The 26956-nt window shown below is 73.4% G+C and carries 23 protein-coding genes and 1 pseudogene; 10 read left to right on the plus strand and 14 right to left on the minus strand.

The window, feature by feature from the left end:
- Nucleotides 1-3: 3 nt before the first annotated feature.
- Nucleotides 4-1410 (minus strand): PLP-dependent aminotransferase family protein, encoded by a 1407-nt coding sequence (locus HJC40_RS42220; RefSeq protein ID WP_250009362.1) that lies wholly within the window; start codon nt 1408-1410, stop codon nt 4-6.
- A gap of 47 nt (nt 1411-1457) precedes the next feature.
- Between HJC40_RS42220 and HJC40_RS42225 the strand changes: the two genes are divergently transcribed.
- Nucleotides 1458-2468, plus strand: a complete 1011-nt coding sequence (locus HJC40_RS42225) for an aldo/keto reductase (protein ID WP_250009363.1) — start codon at nt 1458-1460, stop codon at nt 2466-2468.
- On the opposite strand, the gene HJC40_RS42230 is transcribed toward HJC40_RS42225, so the two are convergent.
- The 4 genes from HJC40_RS42230 to HJC40_RS42245 all read right to left on the minus strand — a co-directional run bounded on the left by HJC40_RS42230 (nt 2465) and on the right by HJC40_RS42245 (nt 6501).
- Nucleotides 2465-3232 carry a 2-phosphosulfolactate phosphatase gene (locus HJC40_RS42230; RefSeq protein ID WP_250009365.1) on the minus strand — a complete coding sequence of 256 codons (768 nt, stop codon included), beginning with the start codon at nt 3230-3232 and terminating at the stop codon, nt 2465-2467. The genes HJC40_RS42225 and HJC40_RS42230 overlap by 4 nt on opposite strands.
- A 38-nt stretch (nt 3233-3270) precedes the next feature.
- Nucleotides 3271-4473 carry an alanine racemase gene (locus HJC40_RS42235; RefSeq protein WP_250009367.1) on the minus strand — a complete coding sequence of 401 codons (1203 nt, stop codon included), beginning with the start codon at nt 4471-4473 and terminating at the stop codon, nt 3271-3273.
- Nucleotides 4457-4894, minus strand: coding sequence for a hemerythrin domain-containing protein (locus HJC40_RS42240; RefSeq protein ID WP_250009369.1), 438 nt, complete (start codon nt 4892-4894; stop codon nt 4457-4459). The genes HJC40_RS42235 and HJC40_RS42240 overlap by 17 nt, the downstream gene beginning before the upstream one ends.
- Nucleotides 4895-4965: 71 nt before the next feature.
- Nucleotides 4966-6501 (minus strand): beta-N-acetylhexosaminidase, encoded by a 1536-nt coding sequence (locus HJC40_RS42245; RefSeq protein WP_250009370.1) that lies wholly within the window; start codon nt 6499-6501, stop codon nt 4966-4968.
- 45 nt (nt 6502-6546) lie between these two features.
- Here HJC40_RS42245 and HJC40_RS42250 point away from each other — a divergent pair, with 45 nt between their 5' ends.
- The 9 genes and pseudogenes from HJC40_RS42250 (at nt 6547) to HJC40_RS42290 (ending at nt 14207) form a co-directional block, all read left to right on the plus strand.
- Nucleotides 6547-7749 (plus strand): amidohydrolase family protein, encoded by a 1203-nt coding sequence (locus HJC40_RS42250; RefSeq protein WP_250009371.1) that lies wholly within the window; start codon nt 6547-6549, stop codon nt 7747-7749.
- Between the two features lie 22 nt (nt 7750-7771).
- Nucleotides 7772-8152 (plus strand): RidA family protein, encoded by a 381-nt coding sequence (locus HJC40_RS42255; RefSeq protein ID WP_250009372.1) that lies wholly within the window; start codon nt 7772-7774, stop codon nt 8150-8152.
- Nucleotides 8153-8296: 144 nt separating this feature from the next.
- Nucleotides 8297-8599 carry an urease subunit gamma gene (locus HJC40_RS42260; protein WP_250009373.1) on the plus strand — a complete coding sequence of 101 codons (303 nt, stop codon included), beginning with the start codon at nt 8297-8299 and terminating at the stop codon, nt 8597-8599.
- Between the two features lie 121 nt (nt 8600-8720).
- Nucleotides 8721-9029: pseudogene (locus HJC40_RS46810) on the plus strand (urease subunit beta); the annotation flags it as partial.
- A gap of 203 nt (nt 9030-9232) precedes the next feature.
- On the plus strand, nt 9233-10951 hold the full coding sequence (locus HJC40_RS42270) for an urease subunit alpha (protein WP_250009376.1): 1719 nt from the start codon (nt 9233-9235) through the stop codon (nt 10949-10951).
- A gap of 2 nt (nt 10952-10953) precedes the next feature.
- Nucleotides 10954-11598 carry an urease accessory protein UreF gene (locus HJC40_RS42275; RefSeq protein WP_250009377.1) on the plus strand — a complete coding sequence of 215 codons (645 nt, stop codon included), beginning with the start codon at nt 10954-10956 and terminating at the stop codon, nt 11596-11598.
- 97 nt (nt 11599-11695) lie between these two features.
- Entirely contained in the window at nt 11696-12421 is a 726-nt protein-coding gene (gene ureG / locus HJC40_RS42280; RefSeq protein WP_284044526.1) for an urease accessory protein UreG, read from the plus strand.
- Nucleotides 12418-13182: an urease accessory protein UreD gene (locus HJC40_RS42285; RefSeq protein ID WP_250009379.1), complete on the plus strand. Its 765-nt coding sequence runs from the start codon at nt 12418-12420 to the stop codon at nt 13180-13182. The genes ureG and HJC40_RS42285 overlap by 4 nt, the downstream gene beginning before the upstream one ends.
- Nucleotides 13183-13223: 41 nt before the next feature.
- On the plus strand, nt 13224-14207 hold the full coding sequence (locus HJC40_RS42290; RefSeq protein ID WP_250009380.1) for a serine hydrolase: 984 nt from the start codon (nt 13224-13226) through the stop codon (nt 14205-14207).
- A 46-nt stretch (nt 14208-14253) separates the two neighbouring features.
- Here HJC40_RS42290 and HJC40_RS42295 read toward each other — a convergent pair whose 3' ends face one another.
- The 9 genes from HJC40_RS42295 to HJC40_RS42335 form a co-directional block, all read right to left on the minus strand.
- Complete coding sequence (locus tag HJC40_RS42295) at nt 14254-15156, minus strand: sigma-70 family RNA polymerase sigma factor (RefSeq protein ID WP_250009382.1); 903 nt, start codon at nt 15154-15156, stop codon at nt 14254-14256.
- Nucleotides 15157-15306: 150 nt separating this feature from the next.
- Entirely contained in the window at nt 15307-15558 is a 252-nt protein-coding gene (locus tag HJC40_RS42300) for a hypothetical protein (protein WP_250009383.1), read from the minus strand.
- A 425-nt stretch (nt 15559-15983) separates the two neighbouring features.
- Nucleotides 15984-18173: a protein kinase gene (locus HJC40_RS42305; protein WP_250009386.1), complete on the minus strand. Its 2190-nt coding sequence runs from the start codon at nt 18171-18173 to the stop codon at nt 15984-15986.
- A gap of 489 nt (nt 18174-18662) precedes the next feature.
- Entirely contained in the window at nt 18663-21401 is a 2739-nt protein-coding gene (cphA, locus tag HJC40_RS42310) for a cyanophycin synthetase (RefSeq protein ID WP_250009388.1), read from the minus strand.
- Entirely contained in the window at nt 21398-22159 is a 762-nt protein-coding gene (locus HJC40_RS42315; protein WP_250009390.1) for a cyanophycinase, read from the minus strand. The genes cphA and HJC40_RS42315 overlap by 4 nt, the downstream gene beginning before the upstream one ends.
- 66 nt (nt 22160-22225) lie before the next feature.
- Entirely contained in the window at nt 22226-23800 is a 1575-nt protein-coding gene (locus HJC40_RS42320) for an MFS transporter (RefSeq protein WP_308201003.1), read from the minus strand.
- 39 nt (nt 23801-23839) lie between these two features.
- Nucleotides 23840-24766, minus strand: coding sequence for an acyl-ACP desaturase (locus HJC40_RS42325; protein ID WP_250009391.1), 927 nt, complete (start codon nt 24764-24766; stop codon nt 23840-23842).
- Nucleotides 24767-24854: 88 nt separating this feature from the next.
- Nucleotides 24855-26165: a histidine--tRNA ligase gene (gene hisS / locus HJC40_RS42330; RefSeq protein ID WP_250009392.1), complete on the minus strand. Its 1311-nt coding sequence runs from the start codon at nt 26163-26165 to the stop codon at nt 24855-24857.
- Nucleotides 26166-26187: 22 nt separating this feature from the next.
- Nucleotides 26188-26886: an MBL fold metallo-hydrolase gene (locus tag HJC40_RS42335; protein ID WP_250009393.1), complete on the minus strand. Its 699-nt coding sequence runs from the start codon at nt 26884-26886 to the stop codon at nt 26188-26190.
- Nucleotides 26887-26956: the final 70 nt, after the last annotated feature.

Raw genomic sequence — 26956 nt, forward strand, 5'->3', positions numbered from 1 at the left:
ACCCTAAGGCGACGAAAGGCCCGGCTCCCATCCCTCCGCGAGGCGATTGACAGCCGTCAGCACCGCGACGGCGCCCGGGACGGCCGCGTCGCTGATGTTCCCGTAGCCGAGAACCAGCCCCGGCGGGCCGGGCCGCACCCGGTAGTCGGCCAGCGTCATCACGTCGACGCCGGCCGCCCGCGCCGCCGCGGCCACCGCCGTCTCGTCGAGGCCGGGCCACGAGCAGACCACGTGCAGCCCGGCCGACACCCCCTGCGTCGTCGCGCCGGGCCGGCCCGCGGCCAGCGCGGCGAGCAGCAGGTCGCGGCGGGCGCGGTAGCGCTGACGGACCCGATGCAGGTGGCGGTCGTAGCGGCCGGCGGCCACGAACGAGGCGAAGGCGGCCTGGTCGATCGCCGGCGGACCGGCGCCGGCCTCCACCGCCGTACGCCAGCGGGCCGGGACCACGGCCCAGCCGACGCCGACGGCCGGCGCCAGCGTCTTGTGGGCCGACCCGGCCAGCACCACCCGCGACGGGTCGAGACCCTGCAGGCAGCCCACCGGCTTGCGGTCGTAGCGGAACTCGCTGTCGTACTCGTCCTCGACCACGAGGCCGTCGACGGCCCGGGCCCAGTCGATCAGGGCGGCGCGGCGGGCCGGCGACAGCACGACCCCGGTCGGGAACTGATGGGCCGGCGAGCAGAGCACCACCCGTACGCCCGGGGGAAGCTCAGCCACCCGCAGCCCGTCGCCGTCCACCGGCACCGGCCGGACCCGCAGACCGGCCGCGGCGACCACCGAGCGCAGCGCGCCCCACCCGGGGTCCTCCACCGCGACCTCCCGGTGCCCGGCCGCCACCAGGCCCCGGGCGAGGCGGCCGACGGCGTCCCGGATGCCGCCGCAGACCACCACCGACGACGCCTCGGCGACCGCGCCCCGCGAGCGCACCAGATATTCGGCCAGCACGGCCCGCAACTCCGGAAGCCCGGCCGCGGGGAGATGGCCGAGGTCGGCGCCGGCCGCCGCCCGGGCCAGTGCGTCGGCCCACTGCCGTCGCGGGAAGGCCCGCAGATCGGGCAGCCCGGGAGCCAGGTCGAACCGCGGCCGGACCGGTCCAGCCTCCCCGACCGGCGGCGCCGGGCCCGCACCGGGAGACCAGCGGACCCGGGTCGCCGAGCCGGTCCGCCCGGTCACGTAGCCCTCGGTCGCGAGCTGGGCGTAGGCCTGCGTCACGACCCACCGCGAGCAGCCCAGCACCGGCGCCAGCGCGCGGCTGGGTGGCAGCGCCGCGCCGGTCGGCAGGCGGCCGGACCGGATCGCCGCCCGCAGCGCCGAGGCCAGGGCGACGTGCCGCGGCCCGGAGGCGGGCAGGTCGAGCAGCGTCTCCCAGGCCTGGGTGGCGGCGAGCGAATTGGTCAGGGATTCCGGCATCGAAATGGATCGTACGACCGGACCGATCCGATCGTAGGGTCCGACGTATGCGCTATCGATTCTTGGGCCGCACGTCGCTGGCCGTCAGTGAGCTCTGCCTGGGCGCCATGACCTTCGGGCGGGAGAGCGACGAAGAGACCAGCAACCGCATGATGGACCGGTTCGCCGAGGCCGGCGGGACGTTCCTCGACACGGCCGACGCGTACGGCGCCGGGCGGAGCGAGGAGATCGTCGGCCGCTGGCTCAAGCAGCACGACCGCGACGACTGGGTGATCTCGACCAAGGTGCGCTGGGGACCGGGCGGCAACCGGGAGGGGCTGGGCCGCAAGCACGTGCTGGCCGCGGCCGAGGGCAGCCTGCGCCGGCTCGGCACCGACCACATCGACCTCTACCACGTGCACGGGTGGGACCCGGCGGCGCCGGTCGAGGAGGTCGTACGCACCCTCGACCTGCTGGTGACCAGCGGCAAGGTACGCCACCTGGCGGTCAGCAACTGGGCCGCGTGGCAGATCCAGAAGGCGCTCGGCGTCGCCGACAAGCGCGGGTGGGAGCCGTTCGCCGCGATCCAGCCGCGGTACAACCTGCTCGACCGGGAGTTCGAGTGGGAGCAGGGACCGCTCGCGGCCGACGCCGGGCTGGGAGTGCTGCCGTGGAGCCCGCTGCGGGGCGGGTGGCTGACCGGGCGCTACCGGCGGGGCGGCTCGGCCCCGGCCGGCAGCCGGATCGGCATGGCCGAGACCGAGAACTGGGGCGAGCGCTGGGCGGTCTACGACAACGACCGCACGTGGCGGGTGCTCGACGAGCTGATCGCGGTGGCCGGCGAGGCGGGCCGTGAGCCGGCCCAGGTCGCCCTCAACTGGCTGCTCGGCCGGCCCACGGTGACCGCGCCGATCATCGGGGCACGCGACCTGGCCCAGCTCGAGTCCAATCTCGGCGCGACCGACTGGGACCTGGACACGGCGCTGGTCGCACGGCTCGACGCGGTGACCACGATCGACCCGTTGCCGTTCCCCTACGACACGCTGGCCGCCAGCGCCCACAGCCCGGTCCGCGATTAGCCGGCGGGCACGAACCAGCCGTCGCGCAGCACCGGGACGACCGGGCCGGCGCCGACGGCGGCGGCCACCGTGACGTCGCCCCCGAACCCGTTGACCCGCAGCTCGCGACCGCTCATCGATTCCGGCAGGGCGGTCGCGAGCCCGTCGGCCACCCCGCGGTACGCCGCCACCGCGGTCAGCGCCTCGGGCGAGAAACCGGCCACCCCGCCCAGCTCGGCCAGCCGGGCCAGGAAGGCGCCCGCGCCCCACAGATCCTCGACCGCCGGGCGCAACGACCCGTCGGGCCAGCGCTCGCCGGCGGCCACCACCGCCACCGGCCGGCCCTCGGCCCGTTCGGCCACCCAGGCCGCCGCGGTCGCCGCGTTGCGCAGGCAGACGCCGACGACGGTGCAGCCCGCGTCGGCGAGACGGGCCGAGATGGCCGAGCCGTTGGGCGACGGCAGCACGAGCCGGTCGATCTTCGCCGCTTCCAGATCGGTGTTCAGGATGCTCTCGGGCGACAGGGTGATCTGGCCGGGCCCGGCCTGCGACCGCAGCACCGCCAGCATGGCCCCGTGCAGCCGGGCCACCGCCACGGCCGAGTCGTCCCGCCACCGGTACGGCAGGACGCTGATGCCCTGCTCGACGGCCACCGTCAACGTGGTCGTGAAGGACAGCACGTCCACCACGGCGACGTAGGCGGCGCCGGGGGCCACCGCGTCGGCGCCCACCGGCCCCCAGTCGAAGCGCACCCGGAAGACAGCCTGACCATCGTTGACCATCATCGATCCCTCCTGAGCGTGGTCCACCGGCGGCAACGCGATCAGAAGTAGGTCTCGAGCACGTCGACCACGCGCTGGTCGTCGTCGACCACCGGGATGTGCCGCCATTTGTCGAAGGCCGTGCACGGGTGCGAGATCCCGAACCGCACCAGATCCCCCGGCTCCAGCTGGGCGTCCCCGGTGGACAGATAGGTGTGGTGGTCGTTCAGTTTGGTCACCTCGATGCCGGTGGCGGCGGCCCCGGAACCGTCCGGCCGCCGGATCTCCCGGGGCACCGGCAGCCCCTCGTCGAACGGCGCGTCCCGCTTGCCCAGACCGGCCAGGGCCAGCCCCGGCTCGGGCGCCGAGATCACCTGCGCCCAGAGCTCGAGCGCGGCGGCGAGCGGCCCCTCCTCGGGCACCCGCAGGAAGGGCGTGCGCTCCCGGTAGAACCCGTCGTCGTGGGTGACCGAGGCGCCGCTGCGCAGCACCAGCGTGGCGTCCCCGGCGACCGGGGCGATCCGCGCGACGACCCGGTCGAACCAGGCGCTGCCGCCGGCCGACAGGATCGGGCGCCGGGGCAGCAGACCGGACCCGGCCAGCCGCCGGAACCCGGCCACGACCTGGTCCAGGAAGTCGTCCACCTCGGCCTCGGTGCGCAGCTGACCCTCGTACGCGGTGAGGCCGGCCGGCTCCAGGCCGGGCGCGCCGGCGACGGCCCGGGCCACCACTTCCAGCCCCTCGACGGTCCGCACCCCGGTACGCCCGTGGTCGTGCCCCAGCTCGGCCAGGACCCGCAGCGGACCCGCCGAGGCCGCCTGGGCCGCCACGGTCACCCCGGCCACCGAGTCGACCTGGAAGTACACCTCCCAGCCGGCCGCGCCCTCCTCGGCCAGCCACCGCAGCGCCGTCGGGTCGAGCACCTCGTTGGCGATGACCACCCGGGGCACGCCGAGGCGCCGCAGCACCAGCGCCTGGCTGGGCGTGGCGACCGTCATCGCCCACGCGCCCGCCTCGAGCTGCCGGGCCAGCAGACCCGGGGCCATGGTCGTCTTGGCGTGCGGGGCCAGCTCCCAGCCGTGCCGCCGCGCGTACGCGGCCATGGTCGCGATGTTCGCCTCGGCCGCGTCGCGCCGCAGCACCAGCAGCGGCCAGGTGAACTGCCCGCCGAAGATGCTCGGCCCGGCGGCGACCGAGAAGGTGCCCTCCGGCACCCAGAACCCCTTGTCGCGCCAGTCGACGACCACGTCAGGAACCTTCATCATGACCTACCTCGATCCCGAGATCGCCGAGCGGCTCCACCGCGTTGAGCACGCCGGTCAGGCGCTTCTCCTCGCCGATGAAATGGGTTTCGAGCACCGCGCTGAGCCCGTCCAGCTCCTCGTGGGTGGTGGCCGCCTCGAGCCGCCGCAGCATCCCGCCGATGATCTCGTGGTCGCGGCGCAGGTCGTCGAGGAAGGACGCCAGCTCGGGATGACGCCGGGCCAGCAGCGGGAACACGTTCGCGTCCTCCGCCGTGTGGTGCCGGGTCACCGCCGTACACAGGGTGAGACAGTGCAGCCGCAGGTCGCGGCCCTCGTCCAGGGCGTCGTAGAGGTCGTCGACCATCTCGCGCAGGCGCAGGTGCGCGCCGACCAGCTGATTGCCGTAGGCGCGGAAACGCGCCCGCTCATCGTCGTAGTCCATACGCCCCGCAGCTCATCAGACCGGGCCTCGAAGAGTCAACGCCGGCGGCCCGGCGGGCTGCCGGCCCGTGGTCACGGTCGCGGCAGGCGAGCGGTCATCGCGGCGAGCTCGGCGAGGCGATCGGCCCGGTCGCGGGGGTTGCCGGGAGCGTCGGGCCGCGCGTCCCACGGCCGCGGGCCGGTGAGCGGGCGGTAGTCGACGCCGAGCGCGTCGAGCCGGGCCAGATGGCCGGGCAGCCGGGCCTCGAACGACTCGTACGACCGGCCCGGCGTGTCCCACACCGCCTCGGCGAACGCACAGAGCCGCGGATAGGTCTGGTAGTCCACCCGCCGCGCCGACTCCAGGTGCTCGGTCCAGACGTTGGCCTGCCCGCCGAGGACGAGCTCCCGCCGCTCCGCCGGCAACCCTTCCGGTACGGGGGTGAAGGCGTACACGTCGGCCAGGGTCAGCCGGGTGCCGACCGGCGTCGGCTCCCCCGGGTCGTCGGACTGGCGGTAGTCGAGGTAGACCGCGAGGTCGGGGCAGGACACGACCTCGTGCCCGAGCCTCGCCGCGACCAGGGCCGGCTCCGCCCCGCGCCAGGCGGCCACCACGGCCCCGCGCGGGGCGCCACCCTCGAGGATCTCGTCCCAGCCGTAGACCCGGCGCCCGCGCGACGCCAGGTGCCCGGCCATCAGCGCGGTGAACGCGGGCTGCCGGTCCTCGCCGCCCCACTCGCCGGTCGGGCACTCGTCCCCGCCGATGCCGATCAGCTCGGACGGGAAGAGGTCGCAGAGGTGGTCGAGCACCGCCCGGCAGAAGTCCAGCGCCTCGTCGCCCAGGTTGAGCACGTGCGGGGAGATCCCCCAGCTCGTGCGCACCCCGCCCGCGAACCCGTTGCCCAGGGTCGGGTACGCGGCCACAGCGGCCTGCATGTGCCCGGGCATGTCGACCTCGGGGACGACCCGCACGTGCCGTTCGGCCGCGTAGGCGACGATCTCGCGCAGGTCGTCGGCCGTGTAGAACCCGCCGTGCGGACGGCCGTCGAACCGGGCGTGCTGCCGGGCGCCCAGCATCGACTCGGCCCGCCAGGCGCCGACCTCGGTCAGCCGCGGCCACCCGGGCACCTCGAGCCGCCAGCCCTGGTCGTCGGTCAAGTGCAGGTGCAGCACGTTGAGCTTGTGGAAGGCGGCCAGGTCGATGAAGCGCAGTACCTCGGCGACGGGCCGGAAGTGGCGGGCCACGTCCAGCAGCACGCCGCGCCAGCCGAACCCCGGACGGTCGGTGATCGTCCCGGCCGGGACCGGCCAGCCGGTCGGACCGGCCCGGCGCAGCGCCGCCGGCGGCAGGAGCTGCCGCAGGGTCTGACCGCCGTAGAAGACGCCGGCCGGCGACCCGCCGGTGATCTCGAGCCGCTCCGGTGCGCACGTCAGGACGTACGCCTCGGGCCCGAGAGCCGGATCCACCCGCAAGCGGACGCCGCCCTCGCCCGGCGCAAGCGGGCAGCGCAGCGCGGAGCGAAGCCAGGAGGCGACCCCGGCCAGCTCGGCCGGCGCCTCGAGCGGGGTCGACGGGCCGAGCGCGAAGGCGCCGCCGGCCGGGACCACCGAGACCGGCTGAGGAATCATGATCACTACCTTAGATTCGAGTAGGGTCGGCACGGGGAGGGTGGCATGACCTACGACCTGCTGCTGGCCGGTGGCGACCCGTTCGACGTGGCCGTCACCGACGGGCTCATCGCCGCGGTCGGGCCCGGTCTGCCGCGCGACGCCCGGGTCGTGGCCGACGTGTCCGGCAAGCTGGTCACCCCCGGGCTGATCGACCTGCACACGCATGTCGGACCGGGCTACTGGGGCATCGACCCCGACCCGATCGCCTGGCGTACGGGCGTCACCACCTGGGTCGACGCCGGGTCGGCCGGGGCCTACACGTTCGAGGGGCTGCGCCGGGCCCGCACCGACGTCCGGGTGCCGGTGCTGCTCAACATCTCGGCGGTCGGGCTGGCCGGGCGCACGGGCGAGAGCCGCGACCTCAGTAACTGCGACGTGCCGCTGGCCGTGGACACGGTGCAGCAGCACCGCTCGGTGATCCGCGGCGTCAAGGTGCGCATCGACCGGGACACCGTCGGCGAGAACGGCGTGGAACCGCTGCGCCGCGGCCTCGCCGTGGGTGAGGCCTGCGGCATCCCCGTGATGGTCCACATCGGCACGACACCACCCGCGCTCGACGAGGTGCTCGACCTGCTGCGGCCGGGCGACATCGTCACCCACTGCGCCAGCGGGCTGGCCGCGCCGCTCGGACCGGCCGTGCGCGCGGCGGTCGACCGCGGGGTGCTGCTCGACCTCGGGCACGGCTCGGGCGCGTTCGCCTTCGACGTCCTGGAAAGGCAGCTCGAGCTCGGGCTGGGACCGGCCACGGTGTCGACCGACCTGCACTGCCGCTCGCTGCCCGGTCCGGTGTTCGACCTGCCGACCACGATGGCCAAGCTGCTCGCCGTCGGGGTGCCGCTGGCCGACGTGCTCGACGCGGTGACCGTACGACCGGCCCGGGCGCTCGGCCTGCCCGGCGGCTCGCTCGCCGTGGGCGCCCCGGCCGACGTCGCGGTCTTCGACGTGCGGGCCGAGGAGCATCAGGTCGTCGACTCGCATCTGCAGGTGCGCACGGCCCCCCTGCGGCTGGTCAACGTGGCGACGTACGTGGGCGGGCGCCTCCTGCCGCCTTCGTGGCCGCAGGACCCGCCCCCGTGGGTTCTCCTCACTCCCGCGCAGCACGACGCCCTGGCGCGGCGCCGGCGGGCGCTGCGCGACCTGCTGAACGAACCGCTCGTCGACGCCTCCGGGCTGGCCGAACAGTTCCCCCGAACCACCGACCGGTAACCACGACACCAGGAGAACCCCCATGCCCAAGCGCGCCATCAAGGCCGGGAACGCGGCCCCCGCCGGCGGCCCCTACTCGCACGCCGTCGTCGCCGGCGACTTCGTCTATCTGGCCGGGGCGGTGCCGGCGCTGCCCGACGGCACCCGGGTCACCGGCAGCTTCGCCGACCAGGCGCACGCCGCGTTCCGCAACCTGGCCGCGGTCGCCGAGGCCGCCGGGAGCAGCCTCGACCAGGCCGTGCGGCTCGGCGTCTACCTCCGCGACTTCGCCGACTTCGCCGAGATGAACGAGATCTACGCGCAGTACATCAAGGGCGACGACCTGCCGGTGCGGACCACGCTGCCGGTGCCGCTGGTCGGTTTCGACATCGAGATCGACGCGGTTCTCTACACCGGAGCCTGAGATTGTCCCCTGGGTGGCGCTCCGGCCTGCTTTGATCAACGTGCGGCCCGCTTCGATCGAGTCGGGGTGTCCCGCGGCCGGCGGGTAACACGTCCGAAACGTCCAGCTGCGAGCATCGCGGGGCGCTACCCAGGGGAGGTTCGTTTGTTCCTCAGCCAGCACGAGCAGGAACGGCTGCTCATCCACGTCGCCGCCGACGTGGCCCGCCGCCGGCAGGAGCGCGGGCTCAAGCTCAACCATCCCGAGGCGACCGCCATCATCACGGCGTTCCTGCTGGAGGGCGCGCGCGACGGGCGGACGGTCGCGGAGCTGATGGACGCGGGCCGGCGGGTGCTCAGCCGGGACGACGTCATGGACGGCGTGCCCGAGATGCTGGGTGAGGTGCAGGTCGAGGCGACGTTCCCGGACGGCACCAAGCTCGTCACCGTCCACGGCCCGATCTCATGACCAGCCCTTTTGATCTTTCCTGGCTGCCTCGCGCCATCCCTAGCCCCCACCCGCCTCGGGGCATGGGGTGGACCTTAATCGACGTCAAGCCGGACCGGCCGAGTTGTCCACAGGGGGCGGCATGACAATTCCTGGCGAGATCCTGTTCGGCGACGGTGACATCGAGATCAACCCGGGCCGCGAGCTCCTGTCGATGACCGTGCGGAACACCGGCGACCGGCCCGTCCAGGTCGGCTCGCATTTCCACTTCGCCGAGTCGAACACCGCCCTCGAGTTCGACCGCCGAGCCGCCTGGGGTCACCGGCTGGCCGTCCCGGCGGGCACGTCGGTGCGCTTCGAGCCGGGCATGCCCCGTGACGTCTCGCTCGTGGCCCTGGCCGGCGCCCGCATCGTCCCCGGCCTGCGCGGCCTGGCCGGCGGCCCGCTCGACAGCACCGGCCCGCTCACCCCGCCCCCTCACGAGGACGACGGCGACCCGCCGAACACCCGCCCCCGCGAAAACAGCGGCCCCGGCGATGACACCGGCTTCCACGGAGACACCGCCGGCCGCGGAGACACAGGCTCCCGCGGAGAAAACGCCCCCCGGGGAGAGAACGGCGGCACCCGAGAGCAGCCCGAGAACGGGAGCCCCCGATGACCACCCTCGACCGCGGGCGCTACGCCGCGCTCTACGGCCCCACCACCGGCGACCGCATCCGGCTGGCCGACACCAACCTGCTCATCGAGATCGAGGAGGACCGCAGCGCCGGCCCCCGTCCCGGCGACGAGGTCGTCTTCGGCGGCGGCAAGGTGATCCGCGAGTCGATGGGCCAGTCCCGGGCGACCCGGGCCGAGGGCACCCCCGACACGGTGATCACCGGCGTGGTCGTGCTCGACCACTGGGGCATCGTCAAGGCCGACATCGGCATCCGCGACGGCCGGATCACCGCCATCGGCAAGGCCGGCAACCCCGACACGATGGACGGCGTCCATCCTGACCTGGTCATCGGGCCGGGCACCGAGATCATCGCGGGCAACGGCCGGATCCTCACGGCCGGGGCGATCGACAGCCACGTGCACCTGATCAGCCCGACGATCCTCGACACGGCGCTGGCCTCCGGCATCACGACCATCATCGGCGGCGGCACCGGGCCGGCCGAGGGCACCAAGGCGACCACGGTGACCCCGAACGCCTGGCACCTGGCCCGGATGCTCGAGGCGATCGACACGTACCCGGTCAACGTGCTGCTGCTCAGCAAGGGCAACACCATGTCGCAGGACGCGATGTGGGAGATGCTGCGGGGCGGCGCCGGTGGTTTCAAGCTGCACGAGGACTGGGGCACGACGCCCGCGGTCATCGACGCCTGCCTGCGGGTGGCCGACGCGTCCGGGGTGCAGGTGGCGATCCACACCGACACCCTGAACGAGGCCGGCTTCGTCGAGGAGACGCTGCGGGCGATCGCCGGGCGGTCGATCCACGCCTATCACACCGAGGGCGCGGGCGGCGGCCACGCACCCGACATCATCACGGTGGCCGCTGAGCCCAACGTGCTGCCGTCGTCGACCAACCCGACCCGGCCCTACACGCGCAACACCCTCAGCGAGCACCTCGACATGCTGATGGTCTGCCACCACCTGAACTCCGCCGTGCCCGAGGATCTGGCCTTCGCCGAGAGCCGCATCCGCCCGTCCACGATGGCCGCCGAGGACCTGCTGCACGACCTGGGCGCGATCTCGATGATCGGTTCGGACTCGCAGGCGATGGGCCGGGTCGGCGAGGTGGTTCTGCGGACGTGGCAGACCGCGCACGTCATGAAGGCCCGGCGCGGTTCCCTGCCCGGCGACTCGGCCGCGGACAACAACCGGGCCAAGCGGTACGTCGCCAAGTACACGATCTGTCCGGCGGTGGCCCACGGGATGTCGTCCCACGTCGGGTCGGTCGAGCCCGGCAAGCTGGCCGACCTGGTGCTGTGGGAGCCGGCGTTCTTCGGCGTGCGCCCGGCGCTCGTCATCAAGGGCGGCATGATCGCGTACGCGCAGATGGGTGACGCGAACGCCTCGATCCCCACGCCGCAGCCGATGCTGCCGCGACCGATGTTCGGCGCCTACGGCGCCGTCCCGGCGCAGACGTCGCTGGCCTTCGTGGCCGAGGCCGCCATCGACGCGCTGGTCGGTGACCGCATCGGCGTCAAGCGAACGTTCGCGCCGGTCGAGAACACACGCGCGGTCAGCAAGGCCGACATGCCGCTGAACGACGCCCGGCCGGACATCCGGGTCGACGCCGACACCTTCGAGGTCCGCGTGGACGGCGAGGTCGTCGAGCCCGATCCGGTCACCGAGCTGCCCATGGCCCAGCGCTACTTCCTGTTCTGACGATGAGCCTCGCGACCCTGCTCGTGCTGGCCGACGGCCGGCTGCCCGCCGGTGGGCACGCGCACTCCGGTGGCCTCGAGCCGCAGGTGTCGGCCGGCCGGGTGCGCGACGTCGGCCAGGTCGCCGAGTTCCTGCGCGGCCGGCTCGCCACCTCCGGTCTCGTCGCCGCGGCGTTCGCCGCCGCGGCCTGCGACCGGCCGTCCCGCTCGCTCGAGCTCGACGCGGGCTTCGATGCCCGTACGCCGTCACCCGCGCAGCGCAAGGCCTCGCGCGCCCAGGGACGGGCGCTGCTGCGGGCCGCGCGAGCCATGTGGAGCCTGCCTCCGGTGGGTCGCGAGCCGCACCAGCCGGTGGCTCTGGGCGTGGTCGCCTCGGCGGCCGGGCTGAGCCCCACCGAGGCGGCCGTCGCGGCGGCCCACGGCACGGTCAGCGGCGCGGCCAGCGCCGCCGTACGGCTGCTGGGTCTGGATCCCTACGCGGTGCACGGGCTGCTGGCCCGGCTCGCCCCCGACTGTGACCGGATCGCGGCCGGCGCCGCGGCCCGGGCCGGCGACCCGGTCGACGACCTGCCGGCCGCCGGCGCTCCCCTGCTCGACATCGGCGCCGAGCTCCACGCCACCTGGGAGGTGCGTCTCTTTGCATCCTGAACAGCAGCATCCCGAACAGCAGCATCCCGATCAGCAGCATCCCGATCAGCAGCATCCCGATCAGCAGCATCCCGATCACGCCGTCGCCGGTGGGGCCCTGCCCCACCCGTCGGACGGCTACTCCGCCGGGCACACGCACGGCCCCGACGAGGTGCCGCACACCCATCCGGAGCCGGGCGTCGACCCGCACGAGCCGCTGAACGCCGGGCCCCGCGCCCTGCGCGTCGGCATCGGCGGGCCGGTCGGCTCGGGCAAGACCGCGCTGGTCGCGGCGCTGTGCCGGGCCCTCGGCGACGAGCTCCGGCTGGCCGTGGTCACCAACGACATCTACACCACCGAGGACGCCGACTTCCTGCTGCGCAACGGCGTGCTGCCGGCCGAGCGGGTCCGCGCGGTCGAGACCGGCTGCTGCCCGCACACCGCGATCCGCGACGACATCTCGGCCAACCTGGACGCCGTCGAGGACCTGGAGGCGGCGCTCGGCCCGCTCGACCTGGTGCTGGTGGAGAGCGGCGGCGACAACCTGACCGCCACGTTCAGCAAGGGCCTGATCGACCACCAGATCTTCGTCGTCGACGTGGCCGGCGGGGACAAGGTTCCGCGCAAGGGCGGCCCGGGCGTCACCGCGGCCGACCTGCTGGTGATCAACAAGACCGACCTGGCCCCGATGGTGGGCGCCGACCTGTCGGTGATGGACCGGGACGCCCGGGCCCGTCGCGGCGACCTGCCGACGGTGTTCCTGTCGCTGGTCGACGACCGCCGGGCCACGCCGGTGGCCGCGTGGATCCGCGGTCTGGTCGCCGCCCGGGTCCCGGCGGTGTGAGGGCGTCGTCCCGGGTCGTCGCCGAGTCCGACCGATCCCGCGGCACCCGGCTCGCCGTCCTGCGCAGCGAGTCGCCGCTGCTGCTGCGCCGCACCGGCGCCGCCCCCGCGGGCGGCGGCCCGGTCACGGTTCATCTGGTCGGTGGTGGCGCGGGCCCGCTGCGCGGTGACGAGTTGCGCCTCGAGATCGAGGTGGGGCCCGGCGCCTCCCTCGAGCTCCGCAGCGTGGCCGCCCAGCTGGCCCTCCCCGGCCGCGGTCATCTGCCACGGTCACGCCTGCACGTCAGCGCCACCGTCGCCGCCGGGGGCAGCCTGCGCTGGCTGCCCGAGCCGCTGATCGCCGCGGCCGGCTGCGATCACCTGGCCGTCACCCGCGTCGAGGTGGCCGACGGCGGGTCGCTGCTGTGGCGCGACGACCTGGTCTGCGGGCGGCACGGCGAGGACTCCGGCGACGTCCGGGTCGACACCACCATCCGGTACGCCGGAAGCACGCTGTACCGCCACGAGCTGTCCGTGGGCCCGTCGGCGCCGGGCTGGTCGGGCGCCGCGGTGCTCGGCGGTGGCCGCGCGTCCGGCACGGTGGTGGCGGTCCCGGCCGCGCTGCTGCCGGCGGCCACCTCCGGTCCCGGGGACTTCGCGGTGATGCCGCTGGCCGGTCCCGGCGCTCTGGCGACCGCTGTCGGGGGCGACATCCGATCAGTTCACGCCGCTTTGAATCCGCTCTGCGAGCCCGCCGCGACCCTGGAACCGGCAACCGGGTAATCGGTTGCCGGGTCGCCCGGGTGGCGGCTACAACGGGCGGCATGGTCAACGCCGGACAGCACGACTTCGCCCTCGAGGAACGCGTCGCCGCCCTGGTCGAACAGGCCGGCTACGGCCCGGACGATCCGCTGGTGGTCGGCGTTCGGCCGGGTGGTGGGCCGCCGGCCTTCCTCGCCCGGGGGCGGGACGCGGCCGGCAACGCGCTGACGACCGGCGCCGTCGTCTGCACCGCCTCGGTGTCCAAGCAGATCACCGCCGCCTGCGCGGCGTTGCTCGTGCGGCGCGGCCGGCTGGACACCCGGGACAGCCTGGCGCGGTGGATGCCCGAGCTGCCGGCGTGGGCGGGCGCCGTCGAGGTACGCCACCTGATCCACCACACGAGCGGCCTGCCCGAAGGCGTCGAGTTCGACGACCTGCACCGGGCCGGGGTCGACCGCACCACCGCGCGCGTGCTCGAGGCGATCACGGGGCGGGACCATCCCGACGCCGCGCCCGGCATCCGATACCGCTACAGCAACGCGGGCTACATCTGCCTGGCCGTCGTCGTCGAACGCGCGGCCGGCCGGCCGTTGCCCGACTTCGCCCGCGAGCACGTGTTCCAACCGCTCGGGATGGCCGACAGCCGCTACTGGTCCGGGCCGGCGCCGCACCCGCCCGCCGCCACGCCGACCGATCCCCGGTATCCGGCCGCCCTGTCCCTCGGCGACGGCGGAGTCTGGTCCACGGCTCGGGACCTGCTGCGCTGGAACACGTCCCTCGACCGCGACGAGCTGGGCATCGCGGGGCTCGTGCACACGCCGGGCCGGCTGGACGACGGCACCGAGCTCGACTACGCGTGGGCTCTCGACGTCCGTACGCACCGGGGTTGCCGGGTCTATCGGCACGGCGGGCTCTGGGCCGGGCTGAGCATCCAGCTCGTCCGCATCGCCGACCGGCAGGCGGGCTTCGTCGTCGCCGCCCTGGACATCGAGGAGGAGCGCACGGGTCGACTGGCCGACGCCCTGATCGAGGAACTCACGGCCTGAATGCGGCACGGGGGCGGCCGACGGCCGCCCCCGCTCTATTGATCGATCAAGCCGCTACCGCGATCGGCACCCCGTGGGCGTCGGTGAGCGCCAGCCGGGTGTGCAGGCTGCCCGCCTGCGCCACCCGGGCGAAATACTCCGATCGGCGTCGTTGCAGACAACCCTTGCGCGTACGGGGACCGCCCGCGGCCACCGTCAGCAGCTCGGGCGCCAGCGAGCTGTTCAGGCCCTCACGCAGCAGCTGCAGCGCCTCGGTGCGCAGCTGCGAGATCCTCGACTCGGTGACGCCGAGCCGGGCCGCCACGTCGCTGAGGGGCTGCTCCTGCAGGAACGACTCGGTGACGACCAGCCGCAGCCGCTCGGGCAGCGCCTGGATCGCCTGGTGCAGGTAGCCCAGACGTTCCCGCTTGATCAGCAGGTCCTCCGGCCCCTCGGACGTCTCCGGCACCATCTCCTCGGCGGCGCCCGTCGGGAAGCCCTGCAGGCTGAGCAGGGCCGCCTTCTGGACGTCGTCCTCGACCGTGGCCAGTTCGGCCACGCCGATCCCGAGCAGCTCGGCCACCTCGGCATCGGTCGGCGTCCGGCCGAGCGCCGCGGTGAGCTCCTGACGGGCCGCCGCGCTCTTACGGGCCCGGGCCCGCACCGACCGGCTGGCCCAGTCCTGCCCGCGCAGCTCGTCCAGGAGCGCGCCGCGGATGCGAACCGCGGCGAAGCGGTGGAACGGGATGCCCCGGGTGACGTCGAAGGACCGGGCCGCGCCCAGCAGCGCGGCGAACCCGGCCGAGGACAGGTCGTCCGCATGGACGTGGCCCGGTACCCGGTTCAGCAGTTCCCGGACCAGATGGCCAACCATCGGCATGTGTTCGCGGACCAGGTCCTCGATGTCACGCGCCGAGGGCGCGTCGTGGGTCGTGCCGATGGTGGCGGGGAGTGGGGTCGCGTCGGTCACGTGGTCCTCCTCGCTATACGACCGGTTGGGTGAAAACCGGCTGACGAGGAAGACTTTTGCCGTCGAAAGGTGCAGGGGCTGGCGAACTCGGTTGCTTTTCAGGTGCTTTTCGTGAAAACGTCTCAGGTTCTCACGGCGTGCCGGCGGACCTCAGTTGGCGGTGGCGAGCCGCGGCGCGAGCACCTCGGTGAGCTCCGTCTGCACCCAGCACATGCGGCGGACCGCGGTGTCCGGATGGTCGCCGAACTCCAGGGCGACGCCGGCCGCACAGCCGTCGCTGCCGTACCGCAGGATCATGTGCGTCACAGCCTGCTCAACGGCCTCGTGGCTCGGGCGCTGTGACGGCTGCAGGTCGGAGACGAACAGGGCCTCCGCTGCCAGATCCCGGACGATGCTGATCATGTCGAACTCCCCGATGGACGACTCCTGTGCGCAGCATCCGACGCCCCGCGAAGGCGGCGGTCGACGGACGCGCATGCCAGTTCGGCTATCTCATCTTTGCCCAGGCACTGTCCCCGCCCGGCAGGCGCGCCGGACGAAACAGAGGAAAGTGCCTGATGCATCGGTTTCACAGTAACGCCGCGACCGGCCGTCCCGCGTCCGCTTTCGCCGCGACGACGTTTCCCGAGCCCCAGGAGCACCACCGGTCCCATGAACCGACGTGTGCACGTGGCAGGCCGAACGCGTCCGAACCCGGCCCCTACTCCGGATGAGGCGCCGGCCCGTGTCACCGACCGCGCCTGGCGGTTGTGCGGGCGCCCGGCTGCCCGACAGAGAACGGGCCGGCTCATGAGAGCCGGCCCGTTCGTCAACCTTGCCTATCCTGCCTATTCGCCTGCCACCTCGGCGCCCGTGCAGTCGTCGGCCGCCGCGTCGCAAGGGTTGTCCACACCCGAACCCGGCAGTTCACCCGTCTCGCCGGGAGTGTCAATCGACGGCGGCGTCGAAGTCGGCGTGTCCGAAGAGGTGTCCGTCGAGGGACCAGCGCTCGACGGCGGGTCCGGGGGCTTGCTCGTCCCGTCGCCATTGCCATCGCCGCCGCCGTCGCCATTGCCGTCGCCGCTGCCATCGCCATTGCCGTCACCGTCGCCGATGTCACCGCCACCCGGCGGCGGGATGACGGGGCCGCCGGTTGTCGTAGTGGTGGTGGGAGCGGTCGGTCCGCCTCCCAGCGGCGGCTTCACGGTCGACGAGGGGTTCGTCGTGGGCGTCACGGTGATGATGCCGCCCGGACCGACCGAGACGCCCGGGATCGGCGATTTCGTCGCACCCAGCTTGACCTGGCCGCCGGGCAGGCGCTCGACGTAACGGGACGGCTCACCGGGCTTGGCCGAGACGAAAGCCTCGCAGGTGGCATCGTTCAACGAGAACGCCATCGGCGGCGTGTTGCTGGTGCGGTAGCTACCGCTGATCGGCAGGGACACCGTCGTCAGCGGCTCGATCGCCGCCGCGGAGGTGATGGTGACGCCGCCGCCCCCCTTGGACGCCGACTGGGTGAGGGTGGTGTCGCCGTCACCCGAGACCACCTGGTCGCCGGGCAGAATGAACCAGAGCTTCCAGTCCTTGATCGGCGTCCGGTTGCGGTTGGCCACCGTGACCTGGGCCTTGAACCGGCCGTTGGCGTCGGACCAGACCGCGTAGCTGACCACGCATCGCTCGGTGGGCGGCAAGGCGGCAGCGGCCGGCGTTCCACCCTTGATGGCGTCCTTCGCACCGCCGGTGACACTCCACCCGTAGGTGGCGACACCGAGCACGAGCACACCGAGGGCCACGACAAGCACGCGGCGGGTCTTGGTCTGACCCGGGGCCCAGGACGACCCGGAATTGGCCGGGGTCTCGGGCGGAGGCGGCTGCTGGTCGCCGATGGCCGGGCGCAGACCGCCGTCGGCGGCCGCCGGGGCGGCGTTGTAGACCGGACCCGACCGCAGCTCGGCGAAGCGGCTGTTGCGGGCCGGGGCCTCCTCCGACGCGGACGCGGCGACCGCGGGCGAGACGGGCGACGCCGCGTCGGGCGCGGCCGAGACCGGCTCCGGCGAGCTCGGCGCGGCCGCGGGCGACACCTGGGCCGCGCCGGCGAGCTTGAGGATCTCGGCGTACGACTGGGGTGACGGCAGGATCGTGGTGTCCTCGCCGGCCCCGGACCACTCGGGCACGTAACCGCGGGCCACCGACGGCGCCCCGGCCGAGATGGCCGCCAGGACGTGAGCCAGCTCCGCGCTCGACGGCCGGTCGGCCGGCCGCTTCTCGAGGCAGCGGCCCACCAGGGCGTCCACCTCGGGCGGCAGTCCGTCGACCGGCGGCAGCGGCTCGGGCTCGGTGTACTGGTGGGCCCGCAGCAGCGCGGTGGTGGTGCCGACGTCCCACGGCAGCTGGCCGATCAGCGTGCGATAGATCAGCAGGCCGACCGCGTAGACGTCGGTGGCCGGACTGACCTGGCCGCCCTCGAGCCGCTCGGGCGCGAGATAGGCCGGCGTGCCGAGCAGGCTGCCGTCGGGGTCGATGTCGTTCTCGCCGATGAGCGCCGAGATGCCGAAGTCGACGACCTTGGCGCCGGTCTGCGTGAGCATGACGTTGGCCGGGGTGACGTCGCGGTGCACGATGCCGCGCGAGTGCGCGGCGGCCAGGGCCGCGGCCACCTCGGCGGTGATCCGCACGGCATGCTGCCAGGGCAGCCGGCGAACGCGCGCCAGCACGGCGGCGAGCGACTCGCCGTCGATGAGCTCCATGACGACGTACGGCACGGGCTCACCGTCGACGGTGGTCGCCTCGCCGTAGTCGTAGACATTCGTGATGTTGGGATGAGTGAGTCGGGCGGCCGCCTGTGCCTCCGCGCGGAGTCGGCGCCGGAACGCCGGGTCCGCGCTGGTCGACGGTGGCAGCACCTTGACCGCGACCTGGCGCCCGAGGACTTCGTCGAACCCTCGCCACACCACTGACATCCCGCCGGCCCCGAGACGCTCGACCAGTCGATAACGACCGGCCAGCAGACTCGAACCGGGCAGGTCCGTCGTGCTCATGTGCCCCCACATGCGCGCTTCGAAGAAACACCGAGTTGCACCGCCATGCCGCTCGGCGTCGGGGTGTCCGGCGGGTGCCGGGTGATCCCCATCGACGGAAGGGATGCTAGCTGATGATCGGCCCCCTCACGATCCCGCGCACACGTGCCCTTACCTGCGGCTCGTCACGGTGTGTTCCGGGACCGATCGCACCTGCGACGGGTGCCCGTCCAGTACCCGAAAGTCGGATCCCTGACGGAATTCCGGGGGCATTAACCCGAGTCACCCGAGAATGCCCGCTTCATCGGAAGTTTCTCCCAGGAAGACTTTGCCGACCCTCGCCGGGGACACCGAACGCAATGTGCTTTTCCCGTGACGCAATGCAATGGCGACCGATCGTCGACAAATATTCGCCATGATGCAATTGTTGAAGGGTCTACCTGTGTAACCCCGCCTGAACGGTCGGCCGGGTCGTCCGATCAGCCGATTCTGTGTGCCAACCTGCGAATCTCATCGTTCGGCGTGATATTCGGGGACAGGAACCCGCCCGTTTCCCATAAGTGATCGGCCCGGCGACACACCGGCGCCGGGGCCCCGGCCCGGCAGCGCCGGCACCGCCGCCCCGGCGGGCACAGCGCCGAGCCGGGTGAGCAGTTCGAGCACCGGGCCGAGCTTCTCGTAGAGGACGAGCACCACATCTCCGGGCCGGGCCAGCCGGAGCGCCCCGGTCACGGCGCCGGCGAAGCCGTCGGTCCGCAGCGCCGTCAACGTCGGGCGACGGGCCCGCATCTCCCTTTCGACCAGCGCGGACACCTCGCCCGGAGTGCGGCCGCGAGGATCCTCGTCGTCGTAGAGCACGGCCCGGGAGACGCCGTCGGCGATCACCTGCGCGCAGGCCGCGAGCAGGTCGTCGCGCCGGTCGCCGGGCAATGTCACCGCGGCCACGCATCGATCCGGGCCCCAGAGGCGGTGCAGGGTGCGGACCGTCGCGGCCAGCGCCGCGGGATTGTGCGCGTAGTCGACGAACACCGAGATCTCGCCGAGGCGCAGCAGGGTACCCCGGCCCGCGTTGTCGGCGACCGGGTCGAACTCGGCCAGCCGCCGGCACACCGCCTCCTGACCGGCGCCGAGCGCCCGCGCCGCCGCGATCGCGGCCAGCGCGTCGGCCACCACGTGCGGCGCCGCTCCCCCGTACGCCCCGGGAACCTCGGCCGCCCGCAGGAGCGGCGTCCGCCGGGCCCCGGTCTGCTGCACCACCCACCCGTCGTGCAGCAGATAGGCCGTGCCGCCCTTGGCCAGGTGCTCGACCAGCACCGGCTGCTGCTCGTCGAGGGAGAACCAGACGATCCGCTTGCGGTCGGCTCGCACCCGCGGCCGGTCGACCAGGCTGCGCACCCACGGGTCGTCGGCGTTGAGCACCAGCGTCCCGCAGTCGCGGACCCGCTCGGCGACCAGCGCCTTGACGTGGGCCAGGTCCTCGATCGTGCCCAGTCCGTCCTGGCCCAGGTGATCGTCCGTGATGTTGGTCAGCACCCCCACGTCGGACCAGTCGTAGCCCAGACCGCGCCGGAGCAGCCCGCCCCGGGCCGTCTCCAGCACCGCCGCCTGGACGCTCGGGTCGCCCAGCACCATCTGCGCCGAGAGCGGGCCGGTCGCGTCGGCCCGATAGACCACGCGCCCGTCGATGCGGACGTCGTCGGTGGTCGTCAGCCCCACCCGCAGCCCGGCGTCGGCCAGCAGGTGCGCGGTCATCCGGGCCACCGTGGTCTTGCCGTTGGTGCCGGTGACCGCCACCGTCGGGATCCGCCCGTCGGACCCGGCCGGGAACATCGCCCGCACGATCGCGTCGCCCACGTCCCGCGGCCGGCCGCTCACCGGGGCCAGATGCATCCGCAGACCGGGTACGGCGTTGACCTCGATCACCCCGGCGGTGACCTCGTGCGCGCTCGCCGCGGGCGGCACCGGTTCGCCGATGCCGGGCAGGCGCAGGTCGATGCCGGCGATGTCGAGCCCGAGCAGCGCGGTCACCCGCAGGCACAACCGGGCCACCTCGGGGTGGACCTGGTCGGTGACGTCCGAGCTGGTCGCCCCGGTCGACAGATTGCCGGTGCGGGCAAGCTGCACCACGGCGCCCGCGGCGGGCACGCTGTCCCGGTCGACACCCTGCTTGGCCAGCGCCCGGGGATCGGCGGTGACCCGGGTCAGCACCCGGGAATGCCCGGTCCCGCGGCGCGGGTCGGCGTTGACCTCGGTCACCAGCTCGGCGATCGTACGGCGGCCGTCGCCGACGACGTGCGCGGCGATCCGCTCGGCGGCGGCCACGACCTCACCGGCCACGACCAGCACGCGGTAGTCGCGGCCGCCCAGCTGCCGCTCGACGATCACGTCCCCGCCGGCCTCGGCGAAGGCCTGCTCGACCTCTCCGGGCGTACCGAGGTCGAGCGCGACGTGCTCGCCCTGCCGGCCACAACGGGGTTTGACGACGACCGGGCCGCCCAGCCGCTCGAACCAGTGCAGCGCGTCGGCCGCTGTGTGGGCGGCGCCGCCGTCGGGCATCGGGACCCCGGCCTCGGTGAGCAGCCGGCGGGTCACCTGCTTGTCGCCGGCGATGTCGATGCCCACGCCGCTGGTCCGGTCGGTCATCGCCGCCCAGGCCAGCCGTCGGCGGGTGCCCCAGCCCAGGCGCAGCAGGCTGAGGTCGTCGAAGCGCTCGACCGGGATGCCCCGGCGCCGGGCCGCCGCGATGATCGACCGGGTGCTGGGCCCCACCGCCTCCCGCTCGGCCCGGGCCGCGAGCTCGCCGAGGTCGGGCGCCGGCGTCCGACCGTCGGCGACCGCCCGTACCAGCTCGACCGCGGCCTCGAGCAGGTCCCGGGGCACCCGCGAGGTGGGTGACTCGTCCACCGGGCATTCGAGGATGAGGTCGTAGCGGCCGGGCTCGCCGGCCGACACCGTACGGCCGAAGCTGACGTCGCGGCCGATCACCTGCGACAGCTCGAGGCACACGTGCTCGGTGACGTGCCCGAAGTAGGTGCCACCGCGCAGCCGGCTGACGAAGCCACCCGGCGCCCCGGCCGCGCAGTGATGCTCGGCCAGCCCCGGCAGCGTACGGAGGAGCCGCTCGGTGAACCCGGTGACGTCGGAGGTCTCCACACCGGTCAGGCCGTCGAGGCACAGCCGCGCCACGACGGCCGGGCGGGAGAGGTGGACGTTGGGGCCGCGCAGGTGTCGCAGGCTCTGGATTCTCATCGCGGCTCCCGGCCCGTGAGGTGGAAGGCCCGCCCGGCCGGCAACACGTGCAGGCGGCAGCCGGACAGGGTGATCGGGCCGCTCTCGGGCACGTCGATGTGGGTGGCCGGCCCGGCGTCGACGACGGTGACCGCGCCGCTGCCGAGCACCTCGAAGGCGTCGCCGTCGGTGAGGATCGCGGTGTCCTCGTCGATGCCCAGGCCGAGCTCGTGCGGAGCGAGGGCGACCGCGCTGAGCAGGCGGTTGATCCGTCCCCGCTCGGCGAAGTGCTGGTCGATGAGGACGCCGTGCAGGAACTCGAGCCCGGGGCCGGTGCGCACGCTGGTCCGGCTGACTCCCGGGCCGTCCCCCTCGACGATCATCGTGCCGGACATCATCGCGGCGCCCGCGCTGGTGCCGGCGAGCACGACCGATCCGGACGAGACCAGGTCCTGCAACAGGCGGTCGGTGGCCGTCCCGCCGATCACCCGGGTGATCCGCTCCTGGTCGCCACCGGTGAAGAAGACGCCGGTGGCCGCGCGCAGCGCCGATGCGGTCCGCGGGTCGTTGGCGGCGGGCCGGTCGTCGATCCGCAGCGCCTCGACGTGACGGGCGCCGTGCCGGCCGAACGCGGCCAGGTGCTCGGCCTCGGCCGCGGCGGGGTCGGAGCTGGCCGTCGCGATGACCACGATCCGGGCCGAGTCGCCACCGGCGAGCTCGACGAAGCGGCGGAGCAGGCCGGGACCGGCGGCGCCGCCGATGATCAGCAGGGTCGGCACGACACCTCCTCAGCCGGCCGGTACAGCCACCTCTGAGGTTAATCGGAACAAAACCGAAACATCCGGCTAATGGGGTTTGTCGGTGGGAAGCAGGTGGGTCACCTCGGCCGGACCTTCGGCGAACGCCACGGCCCGGTTCTCCACCTCCTCGTCGCTGCCGGTCAGCCGGCCCTCGTGCTGACGCAGGTGGTCCTCCCAGGTCGGCACCTGGTAGACCTCGACGTAGCGGACCGGGTCCTCGCCGTCGCGGAACAGACCCCATCGCGTGGCCCCCGTCCGCAGCCGGGTGAGCCGCACGGCGTCCATCGCCGCGACGAAGTCGGCCGACTTCTCGTCGTGCACCCGGTAGACCGCGCTGACCAGCACCGGCCCCTCCTCGAGGTGCGGCTCGAGCATGATGTGCGGCTCGGCCCAGTAGACGGCGGGGCTGCGGTCGGCGTCGTCGTGCTCGTGGACCGGCAGCCACGGCACGGTCGCGGTGCCGAGCAGCATCACGACCGCGGCGGCCACGAACGTCACGGGCAGCCCGGTCACCTCGGCGACCTGACCCCACACCAGCGCGCCGAGGGCCTGGGCGCCGGCGAACACCACCTGGTAGATGCCGAAGCCGCGGGCCCGCACCCAGTTGGGCAGCAGCAGTTGCATGGTCGCGTTCATGCGCGAGACCAGCGTCATCCAGGCCGCGCCGGCCAGGACGAGCACGGCGGCGACCGCGATCTCGTACGGCACGAGCGCGACCACGAGCAGCGCGCCGGCGTAGATCAGACCGGCCACCACGATCAGGCGGTTCGCGGACATGACGCGGCGGATGCGGGGCATCAGCAGCGCACCGGCGACGGCGCCGACCCCGAGGGCGGCCAGCAGGATGCCGTAGCCGCCGGCGCCCAGCCCCAGCTCCTGACGCGCGACGACGGGCAGCAGCCCCCAGACCACGCTGCCCGGCAGCACGAACAGGGCGACCCGGATCAGCAACCGGCGGACCGCCGGCGCGTAGCGGACGAACCGGCCACCGGCCCGGACCGCGGGCCCGAAGCGCTCCGGGTGGCTGGGACCCTTCTTCGGCGGCCGGCGCCAGGCGAGCAGGGCCAGCGCGAAGACCCCGTACGAGATGGCGTTGAGGGCGAACACCGCGGCCGGGCCGATGTGCGCCACCAGGAGCCCGGCGACGGCAGGACCGGCCGAACGGGCCAGGTTGGTGTTGACGGCGCCGAGCGCGGAGGCGGCCGGCAGTTCGTCGCGCGGCACGACCTCCGGGATCACCGCCTGCCAGCTGGGCAGGGTCAGGGCCTGGCCGACGCCGAGCAGGAAGGTGAAGAACAGCAGCAGGGCCGGCGGCATCCGGTCGAGCGCGGTCAGCACGGTGAGCAGCGCGCCGACCAGGAGCAAGCCGGTCTGCACGCCCATCAGCAGGCGACGCCGATCGAGCACGTCGGCGATCGCCCCGGCCGGCAGGGCGAGCAGCAGCACCGGCAGCATCGTCACCGTCTGCACCAGGCTCGTCCAGGTGGCCGCGTCCGGCTCCTCGACGACCAGCCACTGCGCGCCGACCGTCTGCATCCAGGTGCCGACGTTGCCGGCCAGCACCGCGATCCACAGCATCCGGAACACGCGCCCCCGCAGCGGCGCCCAGGGTGATTCCACGCTGGTGAACTTAGCGGCGGCGCGCTCCGGGCCCGGGACCTACCGCTCGAGTCGCCGCCGGCGGGCTTCGCGCTTCTCCTCGAAGCGGGCGGCCTGCGCCTCCAGCTCGTCCATGTGCGCGGCCAGCTCCTCGCGGGCCTTCTCCCCGTCGCCGTCCAGGTCCGTCCGGCCGAAGACGTCCCACTGGCGCAGGACCGGCTGCAGCACCTCGTCGCGGTGCTGGCGCAGGTCGTAGATGCCGGCCAGGGCGATCGACAACGCCTTGCGGCCGAAGCCCTCGATGTTGGCCCCGGGCATCTGGAAGGCGGCCACGACGTCGGTCACGGCGCGCATCGCGTGGTTGGGGTCGAGGTCGAACGCCGCGGACAGCAGGTTGCGGTAGAAGACCATGTGCAGGTTCTCGTCGGCGGCCACGCGGGCCAGCAGCTGCTCGGCGATCGGGTCGCCGGTGGCCTTGCCGGTGTTGCGGTGCGAGATGCGGGTGGCGAGTTCCTGGAAGGCCACGTACGCGAGCGAGTGCAGGATCTCGTCGGGGTGGTCGTTGTTGTAGCCGGCTTCCATGTGGGTCATGCGGGCCCGCTCGAGCTCCACCGGGTCGACGGCCCGGGTGACCGTCAGGTAGTCGCGCAGGGCGATGCCGTGGCGGCCCTCCTCGGCGGTCCAGCGGTGCACCCAGGTGCCCCAGGCGCCGTCGCGGCCGAAGAGGGTGGCGATCTCATGGTGGTACGAGGGCAGGTTGTCCTCGGTGAGCAGGTTGACGATCAGCGCCGTCCGGGCGACGTCGGGCAGCTGGGAGTCCTCCGTGCGCCAGGGCTCGCCGCCGAGCAGGCCGTCGTACGTACGGCCCTCGCTCCACGGCACGTACTCGTGGGGGAACCACTCCTTGGCCAGGGACAGGTGCCGGTCGAGGTTGGTCGCCACGACGGGCTCGAGCTCGATGAGCAGCGCGGTCTGATCCAGCGGCATGACGATCACTCCCTACGGCACCGTAACTTACGGCACCGTAGGGAAGCCTACGCCCGGGATCAAGCGGGGGCCGCCGGCGGCCGGGCGGTCAGCTGCCGGCGATCACCGGGTGCAGGTCGCCGGCCGGCGGCTCCCAGGTCGCCGCGTCGGCCTCGACCTGGTCGCCCGAGCGGATGTCCTTCACCGTGTCGGGCTCGCCCGGGAACCAGACGTACGGGATGCCGCGCCGGTCGGCGTACTGGATCTGCTTGCCGAACTTGGCCGCGTTCGGCGCCACCTCGGTCGGGATGCCCCGGCGGCGCAGCGCGCTTGCGATGCGTACGCTGGAAGGCCGTTGATCCTCGTTGGGCAGGGCCACCAGCACGCAGGTCGGCACCGAACGGGACACGCTCAGCGCGTTCTGGCCGAAGAGCACGCCGAGCATGCGCGAGACGCCGATCGAGTAGCCGACGCCCGGGAACCGCTCGTTGCCGCTGGCCGCGAGGTTGTCGTAGCGGCCGCCGGAGCTGATCGAGCCGAACCGCTCGTAGCCCTGCAGCTGGGTCTCGTAGACCGTGCCGGTGTAGTAGTCGAGGCCGCGGGCGATCTTCAGCTCGGCCACGACCAGGCCGGGCGCGTTCTCCCGGGCCGTCTCGACCACCTGCAGCAGCTCGTCGAGGCCTTCGTCGAGCAGCGGGTCGCTCACCCCGAGCTTGCGGACGGCGTCCACGAAGGAGCCGTCCTCGGCCGAGATCGCGGCCAGCTCCAGGCAGGCCTCGGCCTGGGCCCGCGTCGCGCCGGCCGTCTCGATCAGGGCCTCGGCCACCCGGGCCGGGCCGATCTTGTCGAGCTTGTCCACCGTCCGCAGCACCTGCGCGGTGTCGGCCAGGCCCAGACCGCGGTAGAAGCCCTCGCACACCTTGCGGTTGTTGACCTGGATGCGGATGCGCGGGATCGGCAGGCCGCTGAGCGCGTCCCCGATGACCAGCGGCATCTCGGTGTCGTAGTGGAACGGCAGCTCGCCCCGGTTGACCACGTCGATGTCGGCCTGCAGGAACTCGCGGTAGCGGCCCTCCTGCGGGCGCTCGCCGCGCCACACCTTCTGGATCTGGTAGCGCCGGAACGGGAACTGCAGCTTGCCCGCGTTCTCCACGACGAACCGGGCGAACGGCACGGTCAGGTCGAAGTGCAGGCCGAGCTGGTCGTCGTCCTTGGCGTTCTCGTCGGCCTGCAGGCGGCGCAGCAGGTAGACCTCTTTGGACGTCTCGCCCTTGCTGACCAGGGTGCCGAGCGGCTCGACCGAGCGCGTCTCGAGCGGGGAGAAACCGTACAGCTCGAAGGTGGAACGGATCCGGTCGAGGATCCGCTGCTCGATCATGCGCTGCGGCGGCATCCATTCGGGAAAGCCGGAAATGGGCATGCTCGTCAATCTCCTATGAGGATCAGAGTCCGCGGCCGGGCGCGGCGACCAGTCCCCGCAGGTACGGGTTCTGGGCGCGCTCGCGGCCGATGGTCGTGGCCGGTCCGTGGCCGGGCAGGACGACGGTGTCGTCGGCCAGCGGGAGGATCTTGTCCCGCAGGCTGGTCATCATCGTCTCGGTGCTGCCGCCCGGCAGGTCGGTGCGTCCGATCGAGCCGGCGAACAGGACGTCACCGGAGAGGCAGATCTGATCCGCGTCCCAGGTGGTCGAGGCGCCGGGCAGCCGGAAGAGCACCGACCCGCCGGTATGGCCGGGCGCATGGTCGACGGTCACCTCGAGCCCGGCGAGGACCATCGTCTCGCCGTCGGTGAGCTCGGCGACGTCCTCGGGCTCCGAATAGGTCAGCCGGCCGCCGAAGAGCTGGGCGAGATCCATGCTGAGGCCCTTGGCCGGGTCGGCCAGCATCTCGGTGTCGGCCGGGTGCACGTACGCGGTGATGCCGCGCGCGCCGCACACGGGCGCGACCGAGAAGGTGTGGTCGAGGTGCCCGTGGGTCAGCAGCACCGCGGCCGGGACGAGACGGTGCTCGGCGAGCACCTCGTCGAGCTGGTCGAGCACGCCGATGCCGGGATCGACGATCAGGCACTGCTCGCCCGGCCCGGCGGCGACCACATAGCAGTTGGTGCCGAAAGCTTGGGCCTCGAAGCCGGTGACGAGCACGACAGGCCCTTTCCTCGGACTGGGTACGAATCGTAACGATCCTAGTCCGGCGGGCGCACACCACTTTCTC

The organism is Actinoplanes sp. M2I2 (assembly GCF_023544445.1).
Lineage (GTDB): Bacteria > Actinomycetota > Actinomycetes > Mycobacteriales > Micromonosporaceae > Actinoplanes.

Coding starts and splice junctions, on each gene's coding strand:
- HJC40_RS42220 (WP_250009362.1), bottom strand. CDS start 1,410: ATGCCGGAATCCCTGACCAATTCGCTCGCCGCCACCCAGGCCTGGGAG.
- HJC40_RS42225 (WP_250009363.1), top strand. CDS start 1,458: ATGCGCTATCGATTCTTGGGCCGCACGTCGCTGGCCGTCAGTGAGCTC.
- HJC40_RS42230 (WP_250009365.1), bottom strand. CDS start 3,232: ATGATGGTCAACGATGGTCAGGCTGTCTTCCGGGTGCGCTTCGACTGG.
- HJC40_RS42235 (WP_250009367.1), bottom strand. CDS start 4,473: ATGATGAAGGTTCCTGACGTGGTCGTCGACTGGCGCGACAAGGGGTTC.
- HJC40_RS42240 (WP_250009369.1), bottom strand. CDS start 4,894: ATGGACTACGACGATGAGCGGGCGCGTTTCCGCGCCTACGGCAATCAG.
- HJC40_RS42245 (WP_250009370.1), bottom strand. CDS start 6,501: ATGATTCCTCAGCCGGTCTCGGTGGTCCCGGCCGGCGGCGCCTTCGCG.
- HJC40_RS42250 (WP_250009371.1), top strand. CDS start 6,547: ATGACCTACGACCTGCTGCTGGCCGGTGGCGACCCGTTCGACGTGGCC.
- HJC40_RS42255 (WP_250009372.1), top strand. CDS start 7,772: ATGCCCAAGCGCGCCATCAAGGCCGGGAACGCGGCCCCCGCCGGCGGC.
- HJC40_RS42270 (WP_250009376.1), top strand. CDS start 9,233: ATGACCACCCTCGACCGCGGGCGCTACGCCGCGCTCTACGGCCCCACC.
- HJC40_RS42275 (WP_250009377.1), top strand. CDS start 10,954: ATGAGCCTCGCGACCCTGCTCGTGCTGGCCGACGGCCGGCTGCCCGCC.
- HJC40_RS42290 (WP_250009380.1), top strand. CDS start 13,224: ATGGTCAACGCCGGACAGCACGACTTCGCCCTCGAGGAACGCGTCGCC.
- HJC40_RS42300 (WP_250009383.1), bottom strand. CDS start 15,558: ATGATCAGCATCGTCCGGGATCTGGCAGCGGAGGCCCTGTTCGTCTCC.
- HJC40_RS42305 (WP_250009386.1), bottom strand. CDS start 18,173: ATGAGCACGACGGACCTGCCCGGTTCGAGTCTGCTGGCCGGTCGTTAT.
- cphA (WP_250009388.1), bottom strand. CDS start 21,401: ATGAGAATCCAGAGCCTGCGACACCTGCGCGGCCCCAACGTCCACCTC.
- HJC40_RS42325 (WP_250009391.1), bottom strand. CDS start 24,766: ATGCCGCTGGATCAGACCGCGCTGCTCATCGAGCTCGAGCCCGTCGTG.
- hisS (WP_250009392.1), bottom strand. CDS start 26,165: ATGCCCATTTCCGGCTTTCCCGAATGGATGCCGCCGCAGCGCATGATC.